Origin of the sequence: Acinetobacter courvalinii (genome assembly GCF_014635545.1) — a bacterium.
GTDB lineage: Bacteria > Pseudomonadota > Gammaproteobacteria > Pseudomonadales > Moraxellaceae > Acinetobacter > Acinetobacter courvalinii.
On sequence record NZ_BMDA01000001.1, the window covers coordinates 412,942 to 431,634 of the forward strand.

Consider the following 18,693-nt stretch of genomic DNA (forward strand, 5'->3'; position numbering starts at 1 on the left):
ATTATGCTGCTCCTTGTTTTTGCTGAGTAGAAATTTGATTTATGATTTTTCGAGCAGTCGAAGTACCACTTTCGACAGCACCTTCGATTCCACCTATTGCCATAGCTGCAATATCTCCACCAGCAAAATAGATACGACCATGAGGCTCTCTTAATAAAGTGGCAGCTCCTGTTAAGTTACCTGGCCGGTGGTGCATCCAAGTGCCTTGAGCGTAAGGATCATTTACCCAATCATGATGAGAAACATCAAGTACCTCTATATCTGGCACAAAAAGTCTTAAAGCTTTTTGTACCGCATCTTTATCATTGGCATCAATTGATGCTGCATCAGAAATAAAACAAACCAAAATAGTGTCACCTTCGTGATGATATTCCATTCGAACGGTATTGATTGGTGTTTGTTTTACTGGAGCAAAGGCAGCAAAACATTCAAGTTCACCTCGCACACGTACCATTAATTTAGTAGTCAGCATTGGGTGTTTTTGATTAACGATAGTTTGAATAGGTGTTGCTAACGGAGGGGAAATCTGCAAATCAGAAAGAGTATTAAATGGTACTGCTAATACTGCTGATTGTGCAGTAATTTTTTCTCCCGCTTGGGTGGTTAAAATCACATTTGAGCCATTGTCATATATTGATGCAACTGGTGTAGAAAGTTGGAAATCTGCTTTAGTATCAGCTTTTATTGCTTGTAATAGGCATTGAGTTCCACCTTCTAATTGCCATGAACCTGCGGTTTCAAAAAATGCCCCCCAATGTCCAAAATAGGTTGCTGTCCAGAGTAGAAGTTGTGCCATACCCTGTTTATCCCATGAATGAACTAAGGTCGATAAAGCACCATCAATAATGTCTTTTTCATATTGTGAAAGACTTAATGCATTGAGACGATCTGCAAGAGTTTGTTGTTCAATCTCTTGAGTATCTACAGCTGAAAGCATAAATGGCATTGGAAACCAGGCACGGGCATCCCCTAAATACTGAGTGAGCAGAGGCTCAGCAATTGCTCCAAACTCCTCTAATGACCCTTGATGTAGAGCACCATCTGCATACCACAACATTTTTGTTGTTTCTACGGGAGGGTTTAAAGCTAAACCATAACGCTGTAGTTCATTCCAGATGTAGGGTTGTGTCCAGTGAGAATAGGTCCCACCAAATTCAATAGGGTGACCAAAGGCTTCACTTGAATACGTTCGCCCACCAATTCGATCTCGTGCTTCCAGTACAATAACTGAATAACCAGCTTTGCTCAGATCACGAGCAGTGACCATACCTGCAAAACCAGCACCTACGACAGCGATATCATAATTTTTTGACATGTTAAACACTCTCCACGATTTCTGAGGAAGGGGTTCCAACACGTTCTAAAGCAGCATAAAATTCATTTGGAATTGCCCAATCTTCAGGTGCAAAAGCACCAGCCCGTTGTCCCTTTTGATCCAAAGCGAGCACCATGAACGCCGCACATGCTGTACCTGTAATCGATGCCATATCACGCATTAAATATGTGCCTTCTCCAGCCTTTACAGTACGGCGAGTTGCTATGGCAGGTTGTCCATTTTTAGTTCCATATACACGTGCGAGTAAGCCTCCCTTATAGTCATATGTTTGTCCAATAGCAGATTTTGCTAAAAACTCAGCAACTTCAAGAGCAGAAGCTTCTTTACGTTTAATTTGCCCTGCAAGACCTTTTATTGCAGCTTTCCAGCCTTTGACAGAACCAAGTTTGTTGTTAAGCAAATTTTCTAGGAAATCAATACCTTCCTTGGTGGTCATCTCGCCATTTTGAACGGCAAGTCCGACACCACGACCTATACCATTAAACGGAGGAGGATTTAAACCACCTAAACATCGAATTCGCTTGGCATTTGGGTATTTACGGGGCAAGGTGACAGGTTCAGGATGGGCCGTTTCGTACATTAATATTTCACCAAGCCCACCTCCCATAGGTGCAGAACCAGTCTCAACAAATGTTTCATGGTTAACTCTTGTACCATTTTCCCAAGTAAGGCAATCACCAGCAGTAATATGTAGAAAGTGTTCAAGAACCGCACGACCAATTCCAGGACGTTCATCGCCAACAATCCAACAACAGTCAATATTTTCAACTGTATCTAGTTCATTCGCAGCATCAACGACCATAACATTCGCCATACCAGGGGAGGCTCCACATCCTACATAAATTGGAATGCCTGCTGCATTTGCTTTTTCATGTAGAGAGAGGGCATGCTCTGTACTTTCTACATCATCATCGAAATCTAAATACGGAACTTTTGCTTCAATACATGCTTCAATCACTGGGGCAGAAGTTCGAATGTAGGGGCCAGCGCCGAGTACAACTAGATCAGCCCCTTTAACTACGGCCTGCAAGTTTTCTTTATCGTACAAGTCTAAGCGTTTTGTAGTAGCCAGGCCTTTAGGAAGTGTAGTGACAAGATTAGTAAGCAATTCGGGCCTAATGTCACATAAAACTAATTCCCAATCACCTTTGGCTTTTGCAAAACGCTCAATAGCTAGCTTACACATTTCGCCAGCTGCACCAATAAATACAATACGACGACTCATATGAATTTTCCTGAGAAACGGCATACCATGCCGATTAAAATTTTACTTATATCCATAATTCCGATTTCCTTGGAACGAATGTAAGTCCTGTCTCTAAATTGCCGAATTCATGTTGCAGACATTGCTTTGAACAAGAATTTGATAATCGTGTTGGTTATTATTAATTCATTAATTACTGTGTGTCAATGATTCTGTGTAATTAATATTATGCTAATAATAATCAATCACTTATTTCTTTTTTTTGATCTTTATTTAAAAAAGTTATATTAGATTTCTTCTATTATTTTTTTTAAATCAGGAACTTACTTTTTTATGAGTTAGAAATGGATTAGCAGAAAATTTTATTTGAGATAAATAAGCTTAAATGAACATTTATAATAGTATTACTTGTTTTATGAAGTTAAATTACTATAAAATTACACAATGTCAATAAGGTGGTTGGAATAGATGACAACATTCAAAAGACGTCCGAAGCATGATCCAAAAGAGTCTGAACGAGAAATTTTAAATGCTGCTGAAAAGTTTCTAAGTCAACGTCCTTTTCGTGAACTAAATGTTGACGAAGTCATGCGATTAACTGGACTTAAACGTCCTGCTTTTTATGTCCATTTTCGTGATAAACATGATTTAGCATTACGTGTTGTGCAGGACATAGGAAAGGAGTTATTTACTTTAGCGAATCGTTGGCTAAAAGGTAATAACTTTCCAGATGATTCACTTCAAGCCTTGGAAGGGATTGTAAAGGTATATCAAAAGCATGGGATAGTTTTAAGAGCTTTATCGGATGCGGCTGTGAACGATGAAAGAGTTGAGCAGATTTATCGCGCTTTAATTCAGGATTTTATTACAGCTACGGCACGACACATCCGCGAAGAGCAAGAAATTGGACGTATTAGCTTAGATATTGATGTTGATGAAACTGCAAGAGCATTAGTTTGGCTTGAGGAGAGATATCTATCTGAAGCACTTGGACGTTCGCCACAAGCTGATCCCAAAACTGTAGTTAAGGTTCTTTATAATATTTGGTTATCAACGCTTTATAGCAATATTGCGTAAATAGTTTTTTTAATTTTTATAATAAATTATATAGTCAGGATGAGCAGTAATGGATTAAATACTGCCTCATTATTGTCATTTTTTGCCACTAATTTCTAATTTCTAATTTTTTTATTTTATTTAAGTAGTTGATACCTAATAGTTTAATAGAACTACTATTTTTCTACATTAATTACATAATGTCATTGATGTAGTGTAATTGTTGGAATAGCATGTATTTTGATCAATTGTGATCGGTTAATGAGTCTTATATAAAACGTAGTCCTATATAAGACTATTAAGAAAAAAATAGCTTAAAACAGAATTTTTTAGGAATTAAAAATGGAAAAAGTTATATACAAGGACGTGGACTTATCAAAATTCTATTCAACTATTAATGCAATACGAACTCAAAAGTTGAATATTGCGATTTTAAATTTTGACTCAACTAAGCAGTATTTAAAACTGTTTATTTTGCTTGCGTCTTGTTTTAGTAGTGATAGTTATGCTTCAGCCTTAGAGCAATCAGGACAATCAATACTTCCTTTTTTAGAAAATGGAAATTACGCAGAAATGAATATATTTGCTGTAGATTCATCTGTTGCTGGCATTGTAAGGGATCGTGCTGACTTAGTTCGTAATAATCAAAAAAGGAATACTGGAAATATTGCTGAAAATACTCAATTTTATACGGCAGCAATAAAGTTTCAGCTCACAGATAAACTGAGTTTTGGAATGCTATATGATCAGCCTTTTTCAGCAAAAATTACTTATCCTTTACGTTCTAATAATAGCTACTCAGATAATGACTCTAGTAAGCAAGGTACTTCTGTAAAAGTGGATACACAGAACCTAAGTTTAGTATTGGGATACTCACCGATTAAAAATTTTCAAATTTATGGAGGCCCTGTTTATCAAGAAGTCAAAGGCAAGGTGAGTTTAAGAGGTAATGCTTATACGGAAGTTTTTAATGGTTACGAGGCTGATTTTAAAAAAAAAGCGGAGGTTGGTTGGATCACTGGATTAAATTACCAAATTCCAGAAATTGCTTTAAGGGCAGCTATTACTTACCGTTCAAAAATCACATACGATTTACGCGTTGATGAAAATATTTCCGGCCAACCTCTAGAACTCGTAACATCTGCAAAAACTAGGTTAGAGACACCCCAATCAATTAATATTGATTTTCAAACAGGTGTTGCTGAAAAGACAATTGCATATACAAATTTAAGATGGGTTAACTGGAAAAATTTTGAATCAAGGCCTACGCAATTTGGTGCACTTTCCGAGATTTTATTGAAGGAGGCAACAGCTGGAGAATATACAAAAGGTTTTAAGCTCGACTCTTATCAAAAAGACCAATATAGTGCCACTATAGGGATAGGTCACCAATTTACAGATTGTTGGAGTGCATCAACGGAGATTGGTTGGGACTCTGGTACAGGAAATCCGACTTCAACTTTAGGGCCTATAAAGGGATCTTGGTCTTTGGGATTGGGAGCTCAGTTTAATCCTGAAAAAAACTATTTCATTGCGGGTGGAGTTAAATATTATTGGCTTGGCGATGCTCGTACAGAAGATGGAACCTATTACTTGCCTATTGATGGTATTAAGCAATTTGCAGAGCAAGCTGATTTTAAAAATAATCATGCGATTGCTTATGGTTTGAAAATTGGTTATCGATTTTAATTAATTTGGGCTATTCCATACTTTTTGAGTTATGGCTTATATCTCTTCAGGGACGTACTCAAACTTGGATAAAAAGTAAAGATGAATTAAGCATAGAAACTATTAGTTCTACTACAAAGACTTAGTAAAGTGTAAATAAAAGGTAAGGAATGAATTAGTGGCCGTTAGAATTAGGGGAATTAAGAGACCTAAATTACCTGGTACTTTTGTCAATCTCTTAGTGGATGTACTACACAAAAGAGGTATTTCTTCTGAGCAGCTATTTGCTGGAATTGGTATTTCCATTCAAAATTTAGAATTACCATTTTGGTATATCGATCTCCATCTCTTCAATGTTTTATTAGAGAAGGCGGTCTCACTGTCAAGAGATCCGGCTATTAGTCTGATTTTAGCTAAAGAAGTTAAAGTATCTTGCTATGGTCATATTGGTGTTGCTGCTAAAGCATCTGAAAATTTAGGTGAGGCTATATGTGTTCTAGAGCAGTACATAAGTCTGTATTGTACGGTGTTTAACCCTCAACTAATAATTGATAAAGAAAAAGCATATTTATACATCAAACAACCATCACAAGACTTAGATTTTAATCATCATTTGAATATGTTTTTAGTTTTTGGTTTTGCATACATTTTAGAAAGTCTTGTGCAACGAAGATTAAATATTAAATTGGAATTTAAAGAACCATATCCTTCATTTCATGAAAACCTTAAAGTTAAAACTCATATGACTTATGAATTCAACAGAAAAGTAAACGGACTTTCTTTTAAAACTGAATTTTTGAAGTTGCCTCTTAATTCAGCTGATAAAACAATTGCTCGTTTAGCTCGTTCCCTTTGCGAAAGTCATATAAAAAATAATACTTTTTACAGGAAAGGAGGGGATGAAATTACAAATGCTGTAAAAGAATCACTTTATGATGAGATGGATGGGTTCTTATCATTCAAAGAGGTTGCCAAAAAGATTCATATTTCAGAAAGAACATTACAGCGGCAACTTTCAGCTGAGAACACCACATTTAATAAACTACTTGCAGAAGTAAAACAGACAAAAGCTGAGTATTGGCTGAAGCAAAAAAATATTGCGATCAATGAAGTTGCATACAGATTAGGTTATGCAGATCTGTCCCATTTTTCTAGAGCATTTAAGAAATGGACTAATGTAACACCAAAATTTTATAGAGTTCAGCAAGCATGTTAATTGTTAATAGGCATTAGATCATGTTGCACGACAGAGTTGTGGTAATAAGCTTTGGGGTGAAGTACTAAGGGGGTTTATAAAAGTTATAAAATACTGTTTCCGAATCAAACAAATATTCTTCTACAGACTTTTTATAAAACTGGTATATAGGCTTAATATTTAAAAAATTTGATAAAGATGACCCACCAAATTATGGTGGGTGGGAAATACTTACTCACTTGGACTCATATTAAATACGTCTATCGTTTTCGATAGGAGTATCAAAAGGGCTTTCAATATTTTTACGTTCTTCGACATCCTCTGTGAAATCTAAAGGAATTTGAATTGGAGCTTCAGTTGGGTTGATATTATTCCAATGCTCAGCATCCAAATCTAATTGGAGCGTATCACCTATGATTTGATTACGTCGCGTAATGAGGGATTTATGCATTTGACTTCTAGACGCTTGATCAATATCTACCCATAATGTTTGCTGAGAACCCATAGATACAGCATGATTGACTCGATAAGGCCTATTAGTAGTTTTATCTTTTTTAGTTTCTTCACGTGCAGCTATTGCGAATTTTTTTGCTAATAAATCTAAAGGGTCTTGTGGAGTAGGTAACTCCATTTTTAACTCTTTAGCAGCAAATTCCGCTACCTCACGCATTGATATCTCATTTTTTCCCGTCCTATGTCGGTAAAGTGAAATGATTTTTTGTAGATCTCTGGTTCTAGCCATATATTATCCTCTGGTAGTGAAATTTATTGATTAATCTAAAGGGTAAACATCCCCCCAGCCATCGACGGCAGCATTAGGTATGATGATTTCTCTTATTGGCAATAAATGTTTTCTGAATAGATTGTATTTCTTTGTGTGGTGTTGTAATTGACCTGCGATTAAACCAGGATGAACTTTTAGTGTGTTTGCAAAGCCCCGAATGTCTAAGTCTGAGAAAAAGGGAGCTTTTCTGGCAATAAAGCTATCCATTTTTTTTCTAGGAATACTAAAATTTAAAGATGCGTTGTTAGCAATACTTTCTTCTTCATCTACGCTTTCTAGGTCAATATCAATATCAATTTTAGGTACTAATTTGCCATGGCCTTGTATTACGTGTTCAAGTTCATGTCGTAGAACAAACCAAAAATTGTCAATTCGATCGAATCTTAAAGACATTCCTATAACAGGGGAGTTCTCGTTTAACCATAAACAAACACCATCCATTTTACTTGATTTCAAAGCTTCTACAATTACAAAGCGGATACCTGCTTCAGCAAGAATCCGTGGAACTTTTCTAATCTCATCTACTGAAAATAATAACAACTTTAATTGCTCTTCAGCATTTTTTGCTTTTTGTATAGAAAATTGTGGAACTAACAATTCAGAAGCTATTGATTTAACTCTATTTACCCAAGCTAATTGTGTTTCAGATGCTATCTCAGAAGCATTTGATTTTTTTGCTGAATGGGCTACGTAGGTAATTTCATCTAAATTTTCAACATTAAAAAATTTTAATAATTCACTTTCAATTTTGGGAAAGTCTTTTTTATTCTCGACATTTAGCCAGCCTCTATTAATCATTTCGGCGATTGGTAGATTACCAAATAACTTAGCTCTTGCTTCTCTGCTGGGATCAGGTAAAGCTCTGATTCGTGCTTTTGCTAGATCAAAGTCAATCTGAAGTTTTAGGAAGTCTTCAGCAGGGACTGAGAAAATATCCTCAAGAACTAAAGCTAATTCAGCATTAACTGGTTTTTTATCTTGTATAAGACGATTAACGCCAGATTCATCTATTTGCAGAATTCCAGACAAAACTCGGCCATTCCAGCCTCTTTCATTAATTAGAGCTGAAATTAATTGTCCTGGGGTCCGATAATTTTCTAGATTAAGTTTCATACAATTCAGGATATTTGAGTTTGCGCAATTTCGCAAGTTTATATTGGTTCTTTTGCGAAGGGTAGTAAAAATTAAATTTTCTCTAAGAAACCACTGGGGATTAGTATTCTTTCTAACTCCCAGTCATTTTTAATTCTTATAATGCTTATTTCATTAATATAACATCAGCTAATTGATGGGCTATTTCTTCAATACTGTTCACAGAAGTATTTAGTGCTACTTTATCGGCCAGATTAGGGCTGTACTCTAAAACATCATTTTTAGTAACTTTATGCCAGATTGGCAAAATCATTTTATGCCCATTCATTTCACGAGCTACCAATGCATCAAGTTCATAGTTTGTCCAGTCTTTCTTTATAAAGTCTGTTGAAAGGACTACGGTACCGTATTTGGAGTTTCGAAGACCACTATCAATTTTTCTACGTAGGCTGTCTCCAACTTTTAAAGTGAACTCGTCATACCAAACTTTTATTCCTAGATGTTGTAATGTCTCAGCTAGGGGCCTGACGAAATCTTCTTTATCTTCTGAAGCGTGTGAAATAAACAAATCATATTCTGGCTCAACCTCAGATGCTTTATCAATTGATGACACAGAAACATTGGTAATAAATTGAGTTGAAGCTTTAAGACCATCAATTTCGCGTTTTAATTTCTTTTGATGTTCAATTTCAACTTTTTGCTGCTTTTTAGATAAAGCATCTAATTTTTTTCTTTCAAGAACTTCAGCTTTTATAAGATTCTGTTTCTCTTTCAAAAGTTTGTTATCAATATCAGTTTTCTTTTTTTGTAATTCTGAAAGTTTCGATTGTATACGAGCATTTTCTTGTTCTTTTCTATTAATTTCAGATAGCTTTGATTTGAGGGTGCTAGGACTAGTAGTTTTACCTATAGAATTTTGAATTTGTAAAATTTTGGAAGTGCCATCAGCTGCCTTCTTCTGTTCTAAGCTCATTCGATGAGTAATATCAGCTAACTCTTTGTTTAGTCTAGTTATGGTGCTGCTAATAGTTTGTATTGACATGTTCTCTCTACTATAAATATTTTAAAAGATAAGATTATTATTTGAGCTTATTAAATACAAGTCTTACGTAGTGCATCATTTTCAAGGTAAACAACAATATCCAGCCCAATCAGCCATTAGCCTTTTACGTTTTTCAAGATATGCTCCACGTAAGTATGCTGCTTCTACTTCATCGGGGACCTTATGAGCAAGTACATGTTTGCATATTTCACGAGGGTAATCTGTTTTATGGGCTGACTAATCACGGAATATAGAACGAAAACCATGTGTAGTAAACACTCGATTCTGTTTCGGTTCAATTTAGCCTAAGTAGTTCTATTAGAAATATTTTACGGCAAGTGATGATTGTTGGAATGCAATCAACAAGTAGATGAATTAAATAATTTTTCATAACTGAGCACAAAAATTATTGGTTGATTTTTTTATAGTAAAAATAGCAGTAAAAAATTAAATTTAAATATTTTTACTATTATTAATCAATTATTTGAGTTTTTAATTTTACTGTCACCGCTCATTCGAACTGAAAATTTAAATACACAAATTGTAAATTTTTCTTAAGTGTACCTTTGTGTATACCTTTTTCAATAAATTATAAAAAAGTTATTTAATATCAAATATGAAATACTGATGCATCATAGGTGTATGAGAATCTAGGTCAGCCATGATTTCAGCGCTGTTCATTCGTTTTAAATCCTTGAAACTTAAAAATTAGTTAAATCTGTTCTGGATGGTGAGCGTGATCATTCATCCTCATTATTCTGTGCAAATCTGACCGAATTGCTTAAAAAAGTATAGCTTTTTTATGTCACATGACGTTAAACGCAATGAGGTGAGATTGAATGTGCACACAGCTCATCTTAACAAATCCATCGAAATTCACAAAAAGGATTGCCAAGCGGAATGCAGAAATAAGCAGCAAAAGAAAATTACTTTACTCACTATTTCTGAAGATATTTTTCCTGGACGATTGTCATCAGTTTATTCATGTCTTTCGTAGCCTTTTTACCTTCCACGAATTTTCCAGCGATAAATAATTTTTTTATTTCGTTTATTTCCGTGAGTAATTTACCCATGACATCCTGATATTCAATAACCTTTGGATCATTTTCCTGTAATTGATTTAAAGGAGCTGGCAAAAACTCCATCAGATCAAGTATGGCATTGTTCATCTTAAATAAAGAGTCTAATGCCTGATATTTGTCTTTAGATGCTTGGAAGTCTTTATAGTGAACTTCTAAATTTTGCACGGTATAGATTCTGTCGGAAGTTTCTGCAAGACAAGACGTACTCAGTATTATTGATAAAATGAATCCAATAAGAATTTTCATTTAATTTGCTCTTTATAAAACAACATGTCCAATAGAGGAGGCTCCTCCACATGGAAATTGAAGTATCTCAAAAATAATAACATCAACTTGCTGGACGCGATTAGTTTCGCCAAGCAGATTGTAGAGGGGGATTTTTATTTACGCAAAATTTACGAGTTCGGCTTTATTCAATATAGAGAATTTACGCCTTCAATTTCCATACTAAAGCTGACCTATTATTAAATGGCATCTGCTATGTGGGAATTTATCTCTGTATTTGTCCTTTCATTACTGCTGGCTTATCCGCTCGGGACTTATCTTGCCGATGTGATGCAGGCCAAGCCAATGAAAAGTGATGCGCTGTTTAACTGGATTGAACAGCCGATTTATGCTGTGCTCGGTGTCAAGCGTAACGGCATGAACTGGCAGCAATATCTGGGTGCTTTTGTGCTCAGCAATGCTTTACTGCTAGGAGCCAGTCTCGCCATCTTGATGACTCAAGCATGGTTACCGCTAAATCCGGATCATATTCCGAATATGAATTGGGATCTGGCGTTACATACCACCATTTCATTCCTGACCAATACCAACCAGCAACATTATTCAGGGCAGGCGCAACTGTCTTACCTATCGCAAATGACCGTGATTGTGGGATTGCAGTATTTATCGCCCATAATTGGACTGGCCTTACTGGTCGCCATGTTGAGGGCTTTGTTCCTGCAACCAGAGCTTAAGGATGGAGCAAATAAAAAAGACTGGCAGACGATCAATCTAGGAAATTACTGGATGGATCTCATCCGCCCGTTGTTTCGGTTCTTTATTCCACTCGGCTTGATTTTTTCTTTGTTGCTGACATTTCAGGGCGTTCCAGCAACTTTATCTGCTGGTCCAACCGCACAGGTTCTGGAACAAACGGCAGACGTTAAAACCCAGCATCTTCCACTGGGACCCGTTGCTCCGATGGTGGCAATTAAACAATTAGGTAGCAATGGTGGAGGCTGGTATGGACCGAACAGCAGTGTGCCCTTAGAAAATCCAACGCCGTTGTCCAATGTAATCGAGATGATTGCGATTTTACTGATTCCATTGTCCGTGGTGTTTATGGTGGGGCGTTTTATCCAACGTAAGAAATTGATGTGGATGATTTTTGGCAGCATGTTACTGATGTCGCTGGCCTCAACCTTGTTGACGCTGTGGACTGAAAAATCTTCCTTAATTCCAGATACTGCCTTAATGGAAGGCAAGGAAGTCCGTTTCGGGGCCGAAGCATCGGCATTATGGGGAAGTTTGACCACGCAAGTGAATAATGGCTCAGTCAATATGATGCATGACTCGGCTTCACCACTGACCGGACTGGTAGAACTGTGCAATATGCTGATCAATGCCATTTGGGGCGGGATCGGCTGTGGTCTATTACAGTTCTTTATTTATCTGTTCCTTGCAGTATTTATCGCAGGCTTGATGACAGGGCGTACCCCTGAATTATTTGGTCGCAAGATTGAAGTCACGGAAATCAAACTTTTGGCATTGGTAATTCTATTACAACCTGTGGTGATCTTGGGCTTGACCGCAATCGCGATTGCCTTTCCATCCCTTACAGGTCATTCAAATCCAGCTTTCCATGGCATTAGCCAAGTGTTCTATGAATATGTCTCGGCCTATGCCAATAACGGCTCAGGTTTTGAAGGCCTGGGCGATAACACGCTGTGGTGGAATCTGAGTGCCAGTGTGGCGTTATTGGCGGGACGTTATAGCGTACTGATTATTCCTGTACTGATAGCAGTCAGTTTGGCAACTAAAGCGCAAGCTACTGAAAGTAAAGGTTCTTTACAGATCGAATCCCCAACCTTTGCTTTAACTTTAATCGGGATTGTACTGATTCTGACTGTGTTGCAATTCATGCCTGTGTTGGTGATTGGGCCAATTGCAGATTATTTATCTCTAAAAGTTTAAGAGTGGAGCAAGCACAATGAAACATTCTAATGCGACACAACAGATGGATATTTTGAATAAAGAAATTATTCAACAGACCTTTCATAAGTTGTTGCCACAATATGCTTTTAAAAACCCGGTAATGGCCTGTGTCTGGGTAGGAACAATTTTAACGATTGTTGCGACTTTGCTGGGTCATGCCGGTCTTGGTTTTGGCTTGATCCTCAGCTTGATTTTACTGGTCACGGTGTTATTTGCCAATTATGCAGAAGCCGTTGCCGAGGCCAAAGGGCGTGGACAAGCTGCATCTTTACGTCAGGCGCGTGAAAATTTAACTGCAAATCGTATCCTCGATTTAAATGCGGTACCGAATACGATTTCAGCCAATTTACTCAAAAAAGATGATTTAGTCATTATTAAAGCTGGTGAAATTATTCCTGCGGATGGTGAGATTATTCAGGGTTTTGCCACCATCAATGAATCGGCTGTTACCGGTGAGTCTGCGCCGGTATTGCGTGAAGCCCATACCGATCGTTCAGGGGTAATTGGCGGCACCAAGGTTCTGTCCGATGAGATTATTATTCGTGTCAGCAATGAAGCTGGTCATAGCTTTCTGGATCGTATGATTGCCTTGGTTGAAGGGGCCAATCGCCAGAAAACACCGAATGAGATTGCACTGAGTATCTTGCTCAACATCATGACCATCACCTTTATTGTGGTGGTCATCACCTTACCATTTATTGGTTCTATGGTCGGGATTAAAATCAGCATAGTATTGCTGATCGCATTACTGGTATGTCTGATTCCAACCACGATTGGGGGCTTATTGCCTGCAATCGGGATTGCAGGAATGAACCGCGCTTTAAAAGCCAATGTCTTGGTCAAGTCAGGGAAAGCCGTTGAAGTTGCGGGTGATATTGATGTGCTGTTGCTGGATAAAACGGGAACGATTACTTATGGAGACCGTCAGGCTACCGCCTTTTATCCATTGGCGGGCGTGACAGCCACCGAGTTGCGTCAAGCAGCCATGCTAACCTCTTTTGCGGATCCCACCCCTGAAGGCAAATCGGTGATCAGCCTAGGGAAAGAACTGGGTGAAAGCATCCAAGAGCCAAAAGATGCAGAATTTATCCAGTTTAGTGCCTCGACACGGTTATCTGGGGTGGACTTGGTCAATGGGCAAAAGATTCGAAAAGGTGCTGTCGATGCCATTCTGAACTTTACCCATCAACAGATCAAAGACAACATCGAGCTTAAAACCCGGGTCGAACAAGTGGCTTCTAAAGGGGCAACACCGCTTGTGGTGGCTTCAAATCATAGCATTCTAGGCGTGATTGAGCTTTCGGATGTGATTAAATCAGGGATTAAACAACGCTTCGCACTGTTACGTGAGATGGGCATCAAAACCATCATGGTGACGGGTGATAATCCGTTGACTGCCGCCGCGATTGCAGCAGAAGCGGGCGTGGATGACTATATTGCAGAGGCCAAACCTGAAGATAAACTGGCATGTATCCGTCAACAACAGGCAGCGGGTAAACTGGTGGCGATGGTGGGTGATGGGACCAATGACGCACCTGCCTTGGCGCAGGCGGATATTGGTCTTGCCATGAACTCGGGCACGCAGGCCGCGAAAGAGGCGGGCAATATGGTGGATCTGGATTCCGATCCAACCAAACTGCTCGATGTGGTGGAAATTGGCAAGCAGCAATTGATTACCCGGGGTGCCTTAACCACCTTTTCTTTGGCCAATGATGTTTCCAAGTACTTTGTGATCCTGCCTGCCTTGTTTGCGGTAGCCATTCCACAACTTGAGGTGCTGAATATTCTGCAACTTGGCAGTCCGAGCAGTGCGGTGATTTCAGCCTTGATTTTTAATGCCTTGATTATTCCGATGTTAATTCCTTTGGCATTAAGAGGGGTACAGTTTAAACCTGCCAGTGCCTTGCAACTGTTGCGCCGTAATATGCTGATTTATGGTGTAGGCGGCGTGATCTTTCCGTTTATTGCGATCAAGTTGATTGACCTTGTTGTGTCATTGTGGATTTAGGAGATGAAAATGAACACATTAGAAAATCTGCCCTTATCAACCGAAGCTCAATCAATGCTACGTCCGGGTATGGGGCTGGTTTTGGTGGGCTTTTTAATGGCTGGACTTTTGTACACTACGGCCAGTGTTTCTATCGCGCAACTGATTTTTCCTACGCAGGCCAATGGTAGTTTGATTGAGTTAAATGGAACAATTGTAGGTTCGCGTTTAGTTGGACAACTTTTTAGCAGTGAACAATATTTTCATGGCCGGCCCAGTGCGGTAAGTTACAATGTCGATGCAATGGCAGGCAGTAATTTGGCAATTTCCAATCCAGAGTTACAAAAACAGATTAAGGAAAGAACCGTGCACTTTGCTCATCGTCATCATATTTCAGAGCAACAGGTGCCGAATGAGATGATCACTGCATCAGGCAGCGGGATTGATCCGGACATTTCACCTGAAAGTGCCTTGTTACAGGTGAAACGCGTAGCAGGGCAATGCCATTTGGCAGAACAACAATTGCGGGATTTGGTGCAACAACAGATTCAGCCGGCCCAGTTCGGTGTCTATGGGCAAGCGCGGGTCAATGTGCTACAGCTCAATCTGGCCTTAGATCAATTGTCATCTACATCTCGTTGATAGAGTCACTTTTATGCAGATTGACCGCAATAACAAAGCAGATGCATGGTTGGCGCATAGTCAACGTGAACAGTCTGGACGTTTGACCATTTTCCTAGGAGCTGCACCAGGTGTAGGTAAAACCTATGCCATGCTGACCCGGGCCCATGAACTGATGCAACAAGGGCAGCAGGTGGTGGTGGGCGTGGTTGAAACCCACGGTCGGTCTGATACCGAGCGCCTGATTCAAGGTCTCAATGTAATTCCAAGAAAGGCGGTAGAATATCAAGGCCGCCGATTGGAAGAGATGGATCTTGACCAGATCCTCAAAATAAAGCCTGAAATCGTGCTGGTGGATGAGCTCGCACATCGCAATGTACCGAACAGCCGGCATGAATTTCGGTGGCAAGATGTTAATGAATTGCTGGATGCAGGAATTGATGTTTATAGCACTTTAAACATACAGCATCTGGAAAGCCTGAATGATGTGGTCTATCAGATTACGGGCATTCGGGTGGCTGAGACCGTTCCCGACGCATTATTCAAGCGATTGAAAGACATTCGTCTGGTCGATTTGCCGGTACCTGAGCTATTAGAGCGGATGAACCATGGCAAGATTTATTTAGCCGATGTTGCCCCCCATGCATTACAGGGGTTTTTTAAGCCTGCCCATTTAACCGCATTACGTGATTTGGCGATTCAGACTGTTGCAGGGCAGGTTGAGATTGATTATCGGGAAAAGTTTGTTGCGCAGGGACAGATTATCCCGATTCAAAATCATGTCATGTTGGCGATTGACGGTTCAGCATTTTCTGAAGATTTGGTACGGCGCGCGCATCGTATTGCAGAACGACGCAATGCAAGCTGGAGCGTAATCTCGATCCAAAAGAGCCAAAACGCCAATACCCAAGCCTTTGCCGTGACTAAAGCCTTTAATTTAGCCAGGAAACTGGGGGCCGATACCTATTTGCTGTATAGCAATCATATTGCATCGACCATTTTACAGGCAGCCTATGATTATGGTGCATCCAATATTTTATTGGGGAAAAGTCCAAGCAAGTCGCTCTGGCAACGTCTGTTTTCCGACCATATTGCCGATCAGCTGTTAGAAAAGCAGCATCCCTTTGAGATTACCTTTGTTCAACCGTTAAAAACTCAAGATCATCAGGCCAGGTCACAGGGCGATCATGTCCGCTCATCCTGGTTTGAACAGGGGCTAGCTTTCAATCCGCGCGAGATGATCGAAAGTATTTTGATTGTTTTACTTGGCTTGATTGCGGCAACCGTGAGTGATCATTTTATCGGTTATAGCGAGCTGGCTTTAATCTTTGTGGTCACTGTGCTGATCGTGGCGATGCGCGCCAGAATGTTCATCACCATTCTGAGTGTACTGATTTGCTTCTTGTTATATAACTATTTATTTATTGAACCACGGTTTACGCTTCGAATTAGTGCCGAGCGTGGGGTCATGACCATCATTATCTTTATTATTTCGGCCTTGCTGGTTGGGCGTTTAGCCAATCAATTACGTGCGCAGGTGCTGAGTTTACGTGCAGCCAATTCGGTTTCCTTACAAATGCAGGAATTGGAACGGAAACTGTCTAGCTGTGTTGATATTGAGCAAGTGATGAATGTTGCCAAGCAACATTTAGAGAGCTGTTTAAAAGCGACGGTCTGGCTCAGAATCGGAGAGCAGGAATTAGGCGATAGCAGTGTATTAAATGAAAAAGACCAGATTGCAGCAAACTGGACCCAGAAAAATGCCAAAGCCTGTGGACGCTTTACCAATACCTTAACCCAATCGGACTGGTGGTTTAATCCGCTGAATCTGGTCGGCGGTTATGGTGTGATTGCACTGCGGTTTAGTCAAAACACAGACACCATCAGTTTTGAGCAGCAGCGGCTGGCTGAACTGATGATTGATGATATTGCCCAAACCACGTCGCGGGTGCAGTTGTCTTTGCAGTTGGAAAACTCCCGCATTGTCGCCGAAACTGAAAAATTGCGTTCGGCATTATTGTCGTCGGTCTCGCATGACCTGCGTTCGCCTTTGGCAGCGATGATCGGTTCGGCGGATAGCCTGAAATACTATGCCGGGCAGATGTCCGCAGAAGATCGTGAAAGTTTACTGGACACCATTCATGTCGAAGGGGAACGACTGGACCGCTATATTCAGAACTTGCTGGATATGACCCGGCTCGGTCATCAGGGATTAAGCTTGAGTCGCGACTGGATTGCGGTGGAAGAACTGATTGGTTCAGCGACCCAGCGACTGAAACGCTATCAACCTCAGGTCAGTATTGAGGTTCAGATTCCGGAAGACTTGCCGCAACTTTATGTACATCCTGCCTTGATTGAACAGGCGATTTTTAATGTGCTGGAAAATGCATTCAAGTTTTCACCAGATCATGTGCCAGTGGAAATACGGATTCGGCAGGAGGAAAACGCGCTTCAGATTGATATTATGGATCAAGGGATGGGCATTCCTGAAGAAGAGCGTGAACAAATCTTTGATATGTTCTATACCATGCAACGTGGAGATCGTGGTAAAACAGGAACAGGTTTAGGGCTTGCCATTGTAAAAGCGATTATCGGGGCGCATATGGGCAGTATAGAAGCTTTAGCGGGAGTTCATGCTCAAGGGACTTTAATTAGAGTACGCCTACCACTTCATCAGGATTAAAATCATTCTTTATGCCACACACATTCAATCAGCATGTCTCTATTCTCATTATTGATGATGAGCCGCAAATTCGAAAATTTCTGGATATTGCCTTACGCGCGCAAGGCTATTCGGTCCATGTCGCTGAGAATGGGGTCAAAGGACTGGAAAGTCTAGCGAGCCGTGGTGCAGATCTGCTGATTCTTGATCTGGGTTTGCCCGATATGGAAGGACAAGAGGTGTTGACAGAATTACGGCAATGGTCGGATATTCCCGTGATTGTCTTATCTGCGCGGCCGGATGAAAATCAAAAAATCAGGTTACTGGATGCCGGTGCCAATGATTATGTGACCAAACCTTTTAGTATTCAGGAACTGTGTGCCCGTATCCGGGTGATGTTCCGCAATAAACCGCAGCACTTAGAACAAAATATTGTCTTTAATGATGGCCAGCTTTGGGTCGATGTCGCCGAGCATACGGCGCAGTTGGCAGGTCAGGAAATTACCTTGACCAAAAAAGAATTTCAGCTCTTGGCGCTGTTGATTCGTCACCAAGGCAAGATTGTGACGCAAAAACAGATCATGACCGAGTTATGGGGTATTACTCATGAAGAAGACACTCATTATCTGAGGATCCTGGTGAAAAAACTCAGAACAAAAATTGGCGATTCAGCCCTCAGTCCCAAATATATTTATACCATTGCAGGGGTTGGCTTACGTTTTCTGGGCTGATTGATTTTAACGCATGCTTTAAATGAATTTGGCT

General features: G+C 39.8%; 14 protein-coding genes and 1 pseudogene. 8 read left to right on the plus strand and 7 right to left on the minus strand.

The window, feature by feature from the left end:
• Window position 1: 1 nt before the first annotated feature.
• Together IEV39_RS01860 and IEV39_RS01865 are read right to left on the minus strand one after the other, a co-directional pair.
• Window positions 2-1,315, minus strand: coding sequence for a flavin monoamine oxidase family protein (locus IEV39_RS01860; protein WP_005287544.1), 1,314 nt, complete (start codon window positions 1,313-1,315; stop codon window positions 2-4).
• A gap of 1 nt (window position 1,316) precedes the next feature.
• Window positions 1,317-2,561, minus strand: a complete 1,245-nt coding sequence (locus IEV39_RS01865) for a saccharopine dehydrogenase family protein (RefSeq protein ID WP_005287542.1) — start codon at window positions 2,559-2,561, stop codon at window positions 1,317-1,319.
• A 447-nt stretch (window positions 2,562-3,008) separates the two neighbouring features.
• Between IEV39_RS01865 and IEV39_RS01870 the strand changes: the two genes are divergently transcribed.
• The 3 genes from IEV39_RS01870 to IEV39_RS01880 all read left to right on the plus strand — a co-directional run bounded on the left by IEV39_RS01870 (window position 3,009) and on the right by IEV39_RS01880 (window position 6,480).
• Complete coding sequence (locus IEV39_RS01870) at window positions 3,009-3,617, plus strand: TetR/AcrR family transcriptional regulator (protein ID WP_005287537.1); 609 nt, start codon at window positions 3,009-3,011, stop codon at window positions 3,615-3,617.
• A gap of 321 nt (window positions 3,618-3,938) precedes the next feature.
• Window positions 3,939-5,285: an OmpP1/FadL family transporter gene (locus tag IEV39_RS01875; RefSeq protein ID WP_005287534.1), complete on the plus strand. Its 1,347-nt coding sequence runs from the start codon at window positions 3,939-3,941 to the stop codon at window positions 5,283-5,285.
• Window positions 5,286-5,442: 157 nt separating this feature from the next.
• Window positions 5,443-6,480 (plus strand): AraC family transcriptional regulator, encoded by a 1,038-nt coding sequence (locus IEV39_RS01880; protein ID WP_005287531.1) that lies wholly within the window; start codon window positions 5,443-5,445, stop codon window positions 6,478-6,480.
• Window positions 6,481-6,709: 229 nt separating this feature from the next.
• On the opposite strand, the gene IEV39_RS01885 is transcribed toward IEV39_RS01880, so the two are convergent.
• The 5 genes and pseudogenes from IEV39_RS01885 to IEV39_RS01905 form a co-directional block, all read right to left on the minus strand.
• The gene (locus IEV39_RS01885; protein ID WP_227554495.1) at window positions 6,710-7,129 is read right to left on the minus strand and encodes a hypothetical protein; all 420 of its coding nucleotides are present in this window, start codon (window positions 7,127-7,129) and stop codon (window positions 6,710-6,712) included.
• A gap of 102 nt (window positions 7,130-7,231) precedes the next feature.
• A complete protein-coding gene (locus IEV39_RS01890; protein WP_005287525.1) occupies window positions 7,232-8,356 on the minus strand; it encodes a helix-turn-helix domain-containing protein in 1,125 nt (374 codons plus the stop codon).
• Window positions 8,357-8,501: 145 nt separating this feature from the next.
• Entirely contained in the window at window positions 8,502-9,377 is an 876-nt protein-coding gene (locus IEV39_RS01895) for a toll/interleukin-1 receptor domain-containing protein (RefSeq protein ID WP_005287522.1), read from the minus strand.
• An 81-nt stretch (window positions 9,378-9,458) separates the two neighbouring features.
• Window positions 9,459-9,677, minus strand: a pseudogene (locus IEV39_RS01900) (integrase); the annotation flags it as partial.
• Between the two features lie 638 nt (window positions 9,678-10,315).
• Window positions 10,316-10,705, minus strand: a complete 390-nt coding sequence (locus IEV39_RS01905; RefSeq protein WP_005287519.1) for a cytochrome b562 — start codon at window positions 10,703-10,705, stop codon at window positions 10,316-10,318.
• Between the two features lie 234 nt (window positions 10,706-10,939).
• Here IEV39_RS01905 and kdpA point away from each other — a divergent pair, with 234 nt between their 5' ends.
• Genes kdpA through IEV39_RS01930 form a run of 5 tightly spaced genes read left to right on the plus strand, consistent with a single transcriptional unit; the run spans window position 10,940 to window position 18,659 of the window.
• Window positions 10,940-12,637 carry a potassium-transporting ATPase subunit KdpA gene (gene kdpA / locus IEV39_RS01910; protein WP_005287516.1) on the plus strand — a complete coding sequence of 566 codons (1,698 nt, stop codon included), beginning with the start codon at window positions 10,940-10,942 and terminating at the stop codon, window positions 12,635-12,637.
• A gap of 16 nt (window positions 12,638-12,653) precedes the next feature.
• Entirely contained in the window at window positions 12,654-14,666 is a 2,013-nt protein-coding gene (gene kdpB, locus IEV39_RS01915; RefSeq protein ID WP_005287514.1) for a potassium-transporting ATPase subunit KdpB, read from the plus strand.
• 9 nt (window positions 14,667-14,675) lie between these two features.
• Complete coding sequence (gene kdpC / locus IEV39_RS01920) at window positions 14,676-15,287, plus strand: potassium-transporting ATPase subunit KdpC (protein ID WP_005287511.1); 612 nt, start codon at window positions 14,676-14,678, stop codon at window positions 15,285-15,287.
• Between the two features lie 13 nt (window positions 15,288-15,300).
• Window positions 15,301-17,949 (plus strand): ATP-binding protein, encoded by a 2,649-nt coding sequence (locus tag IEV39_RS01925; protein ID WP_005287507.1) that lies wholly within the window; start codon window positions 15,301-15,303, stop codon window positions 17,947-17,949.
• Between the two features lie 11 nt (window positions 17,950-17,960).
• On the plus strand, window positions 17,961-18,659 hold the full coding sequence (locus tag IEV39_RS01930) for a response regulator transcription factor (RefSeq protein WP_005287504.1): 699 nt from the start codon (window positions 17,961-17,963) through the stop codon (window positions 18,657-18,659).
• Window positions 18,660-18,693: the final 34 nt, after the last annotated feature.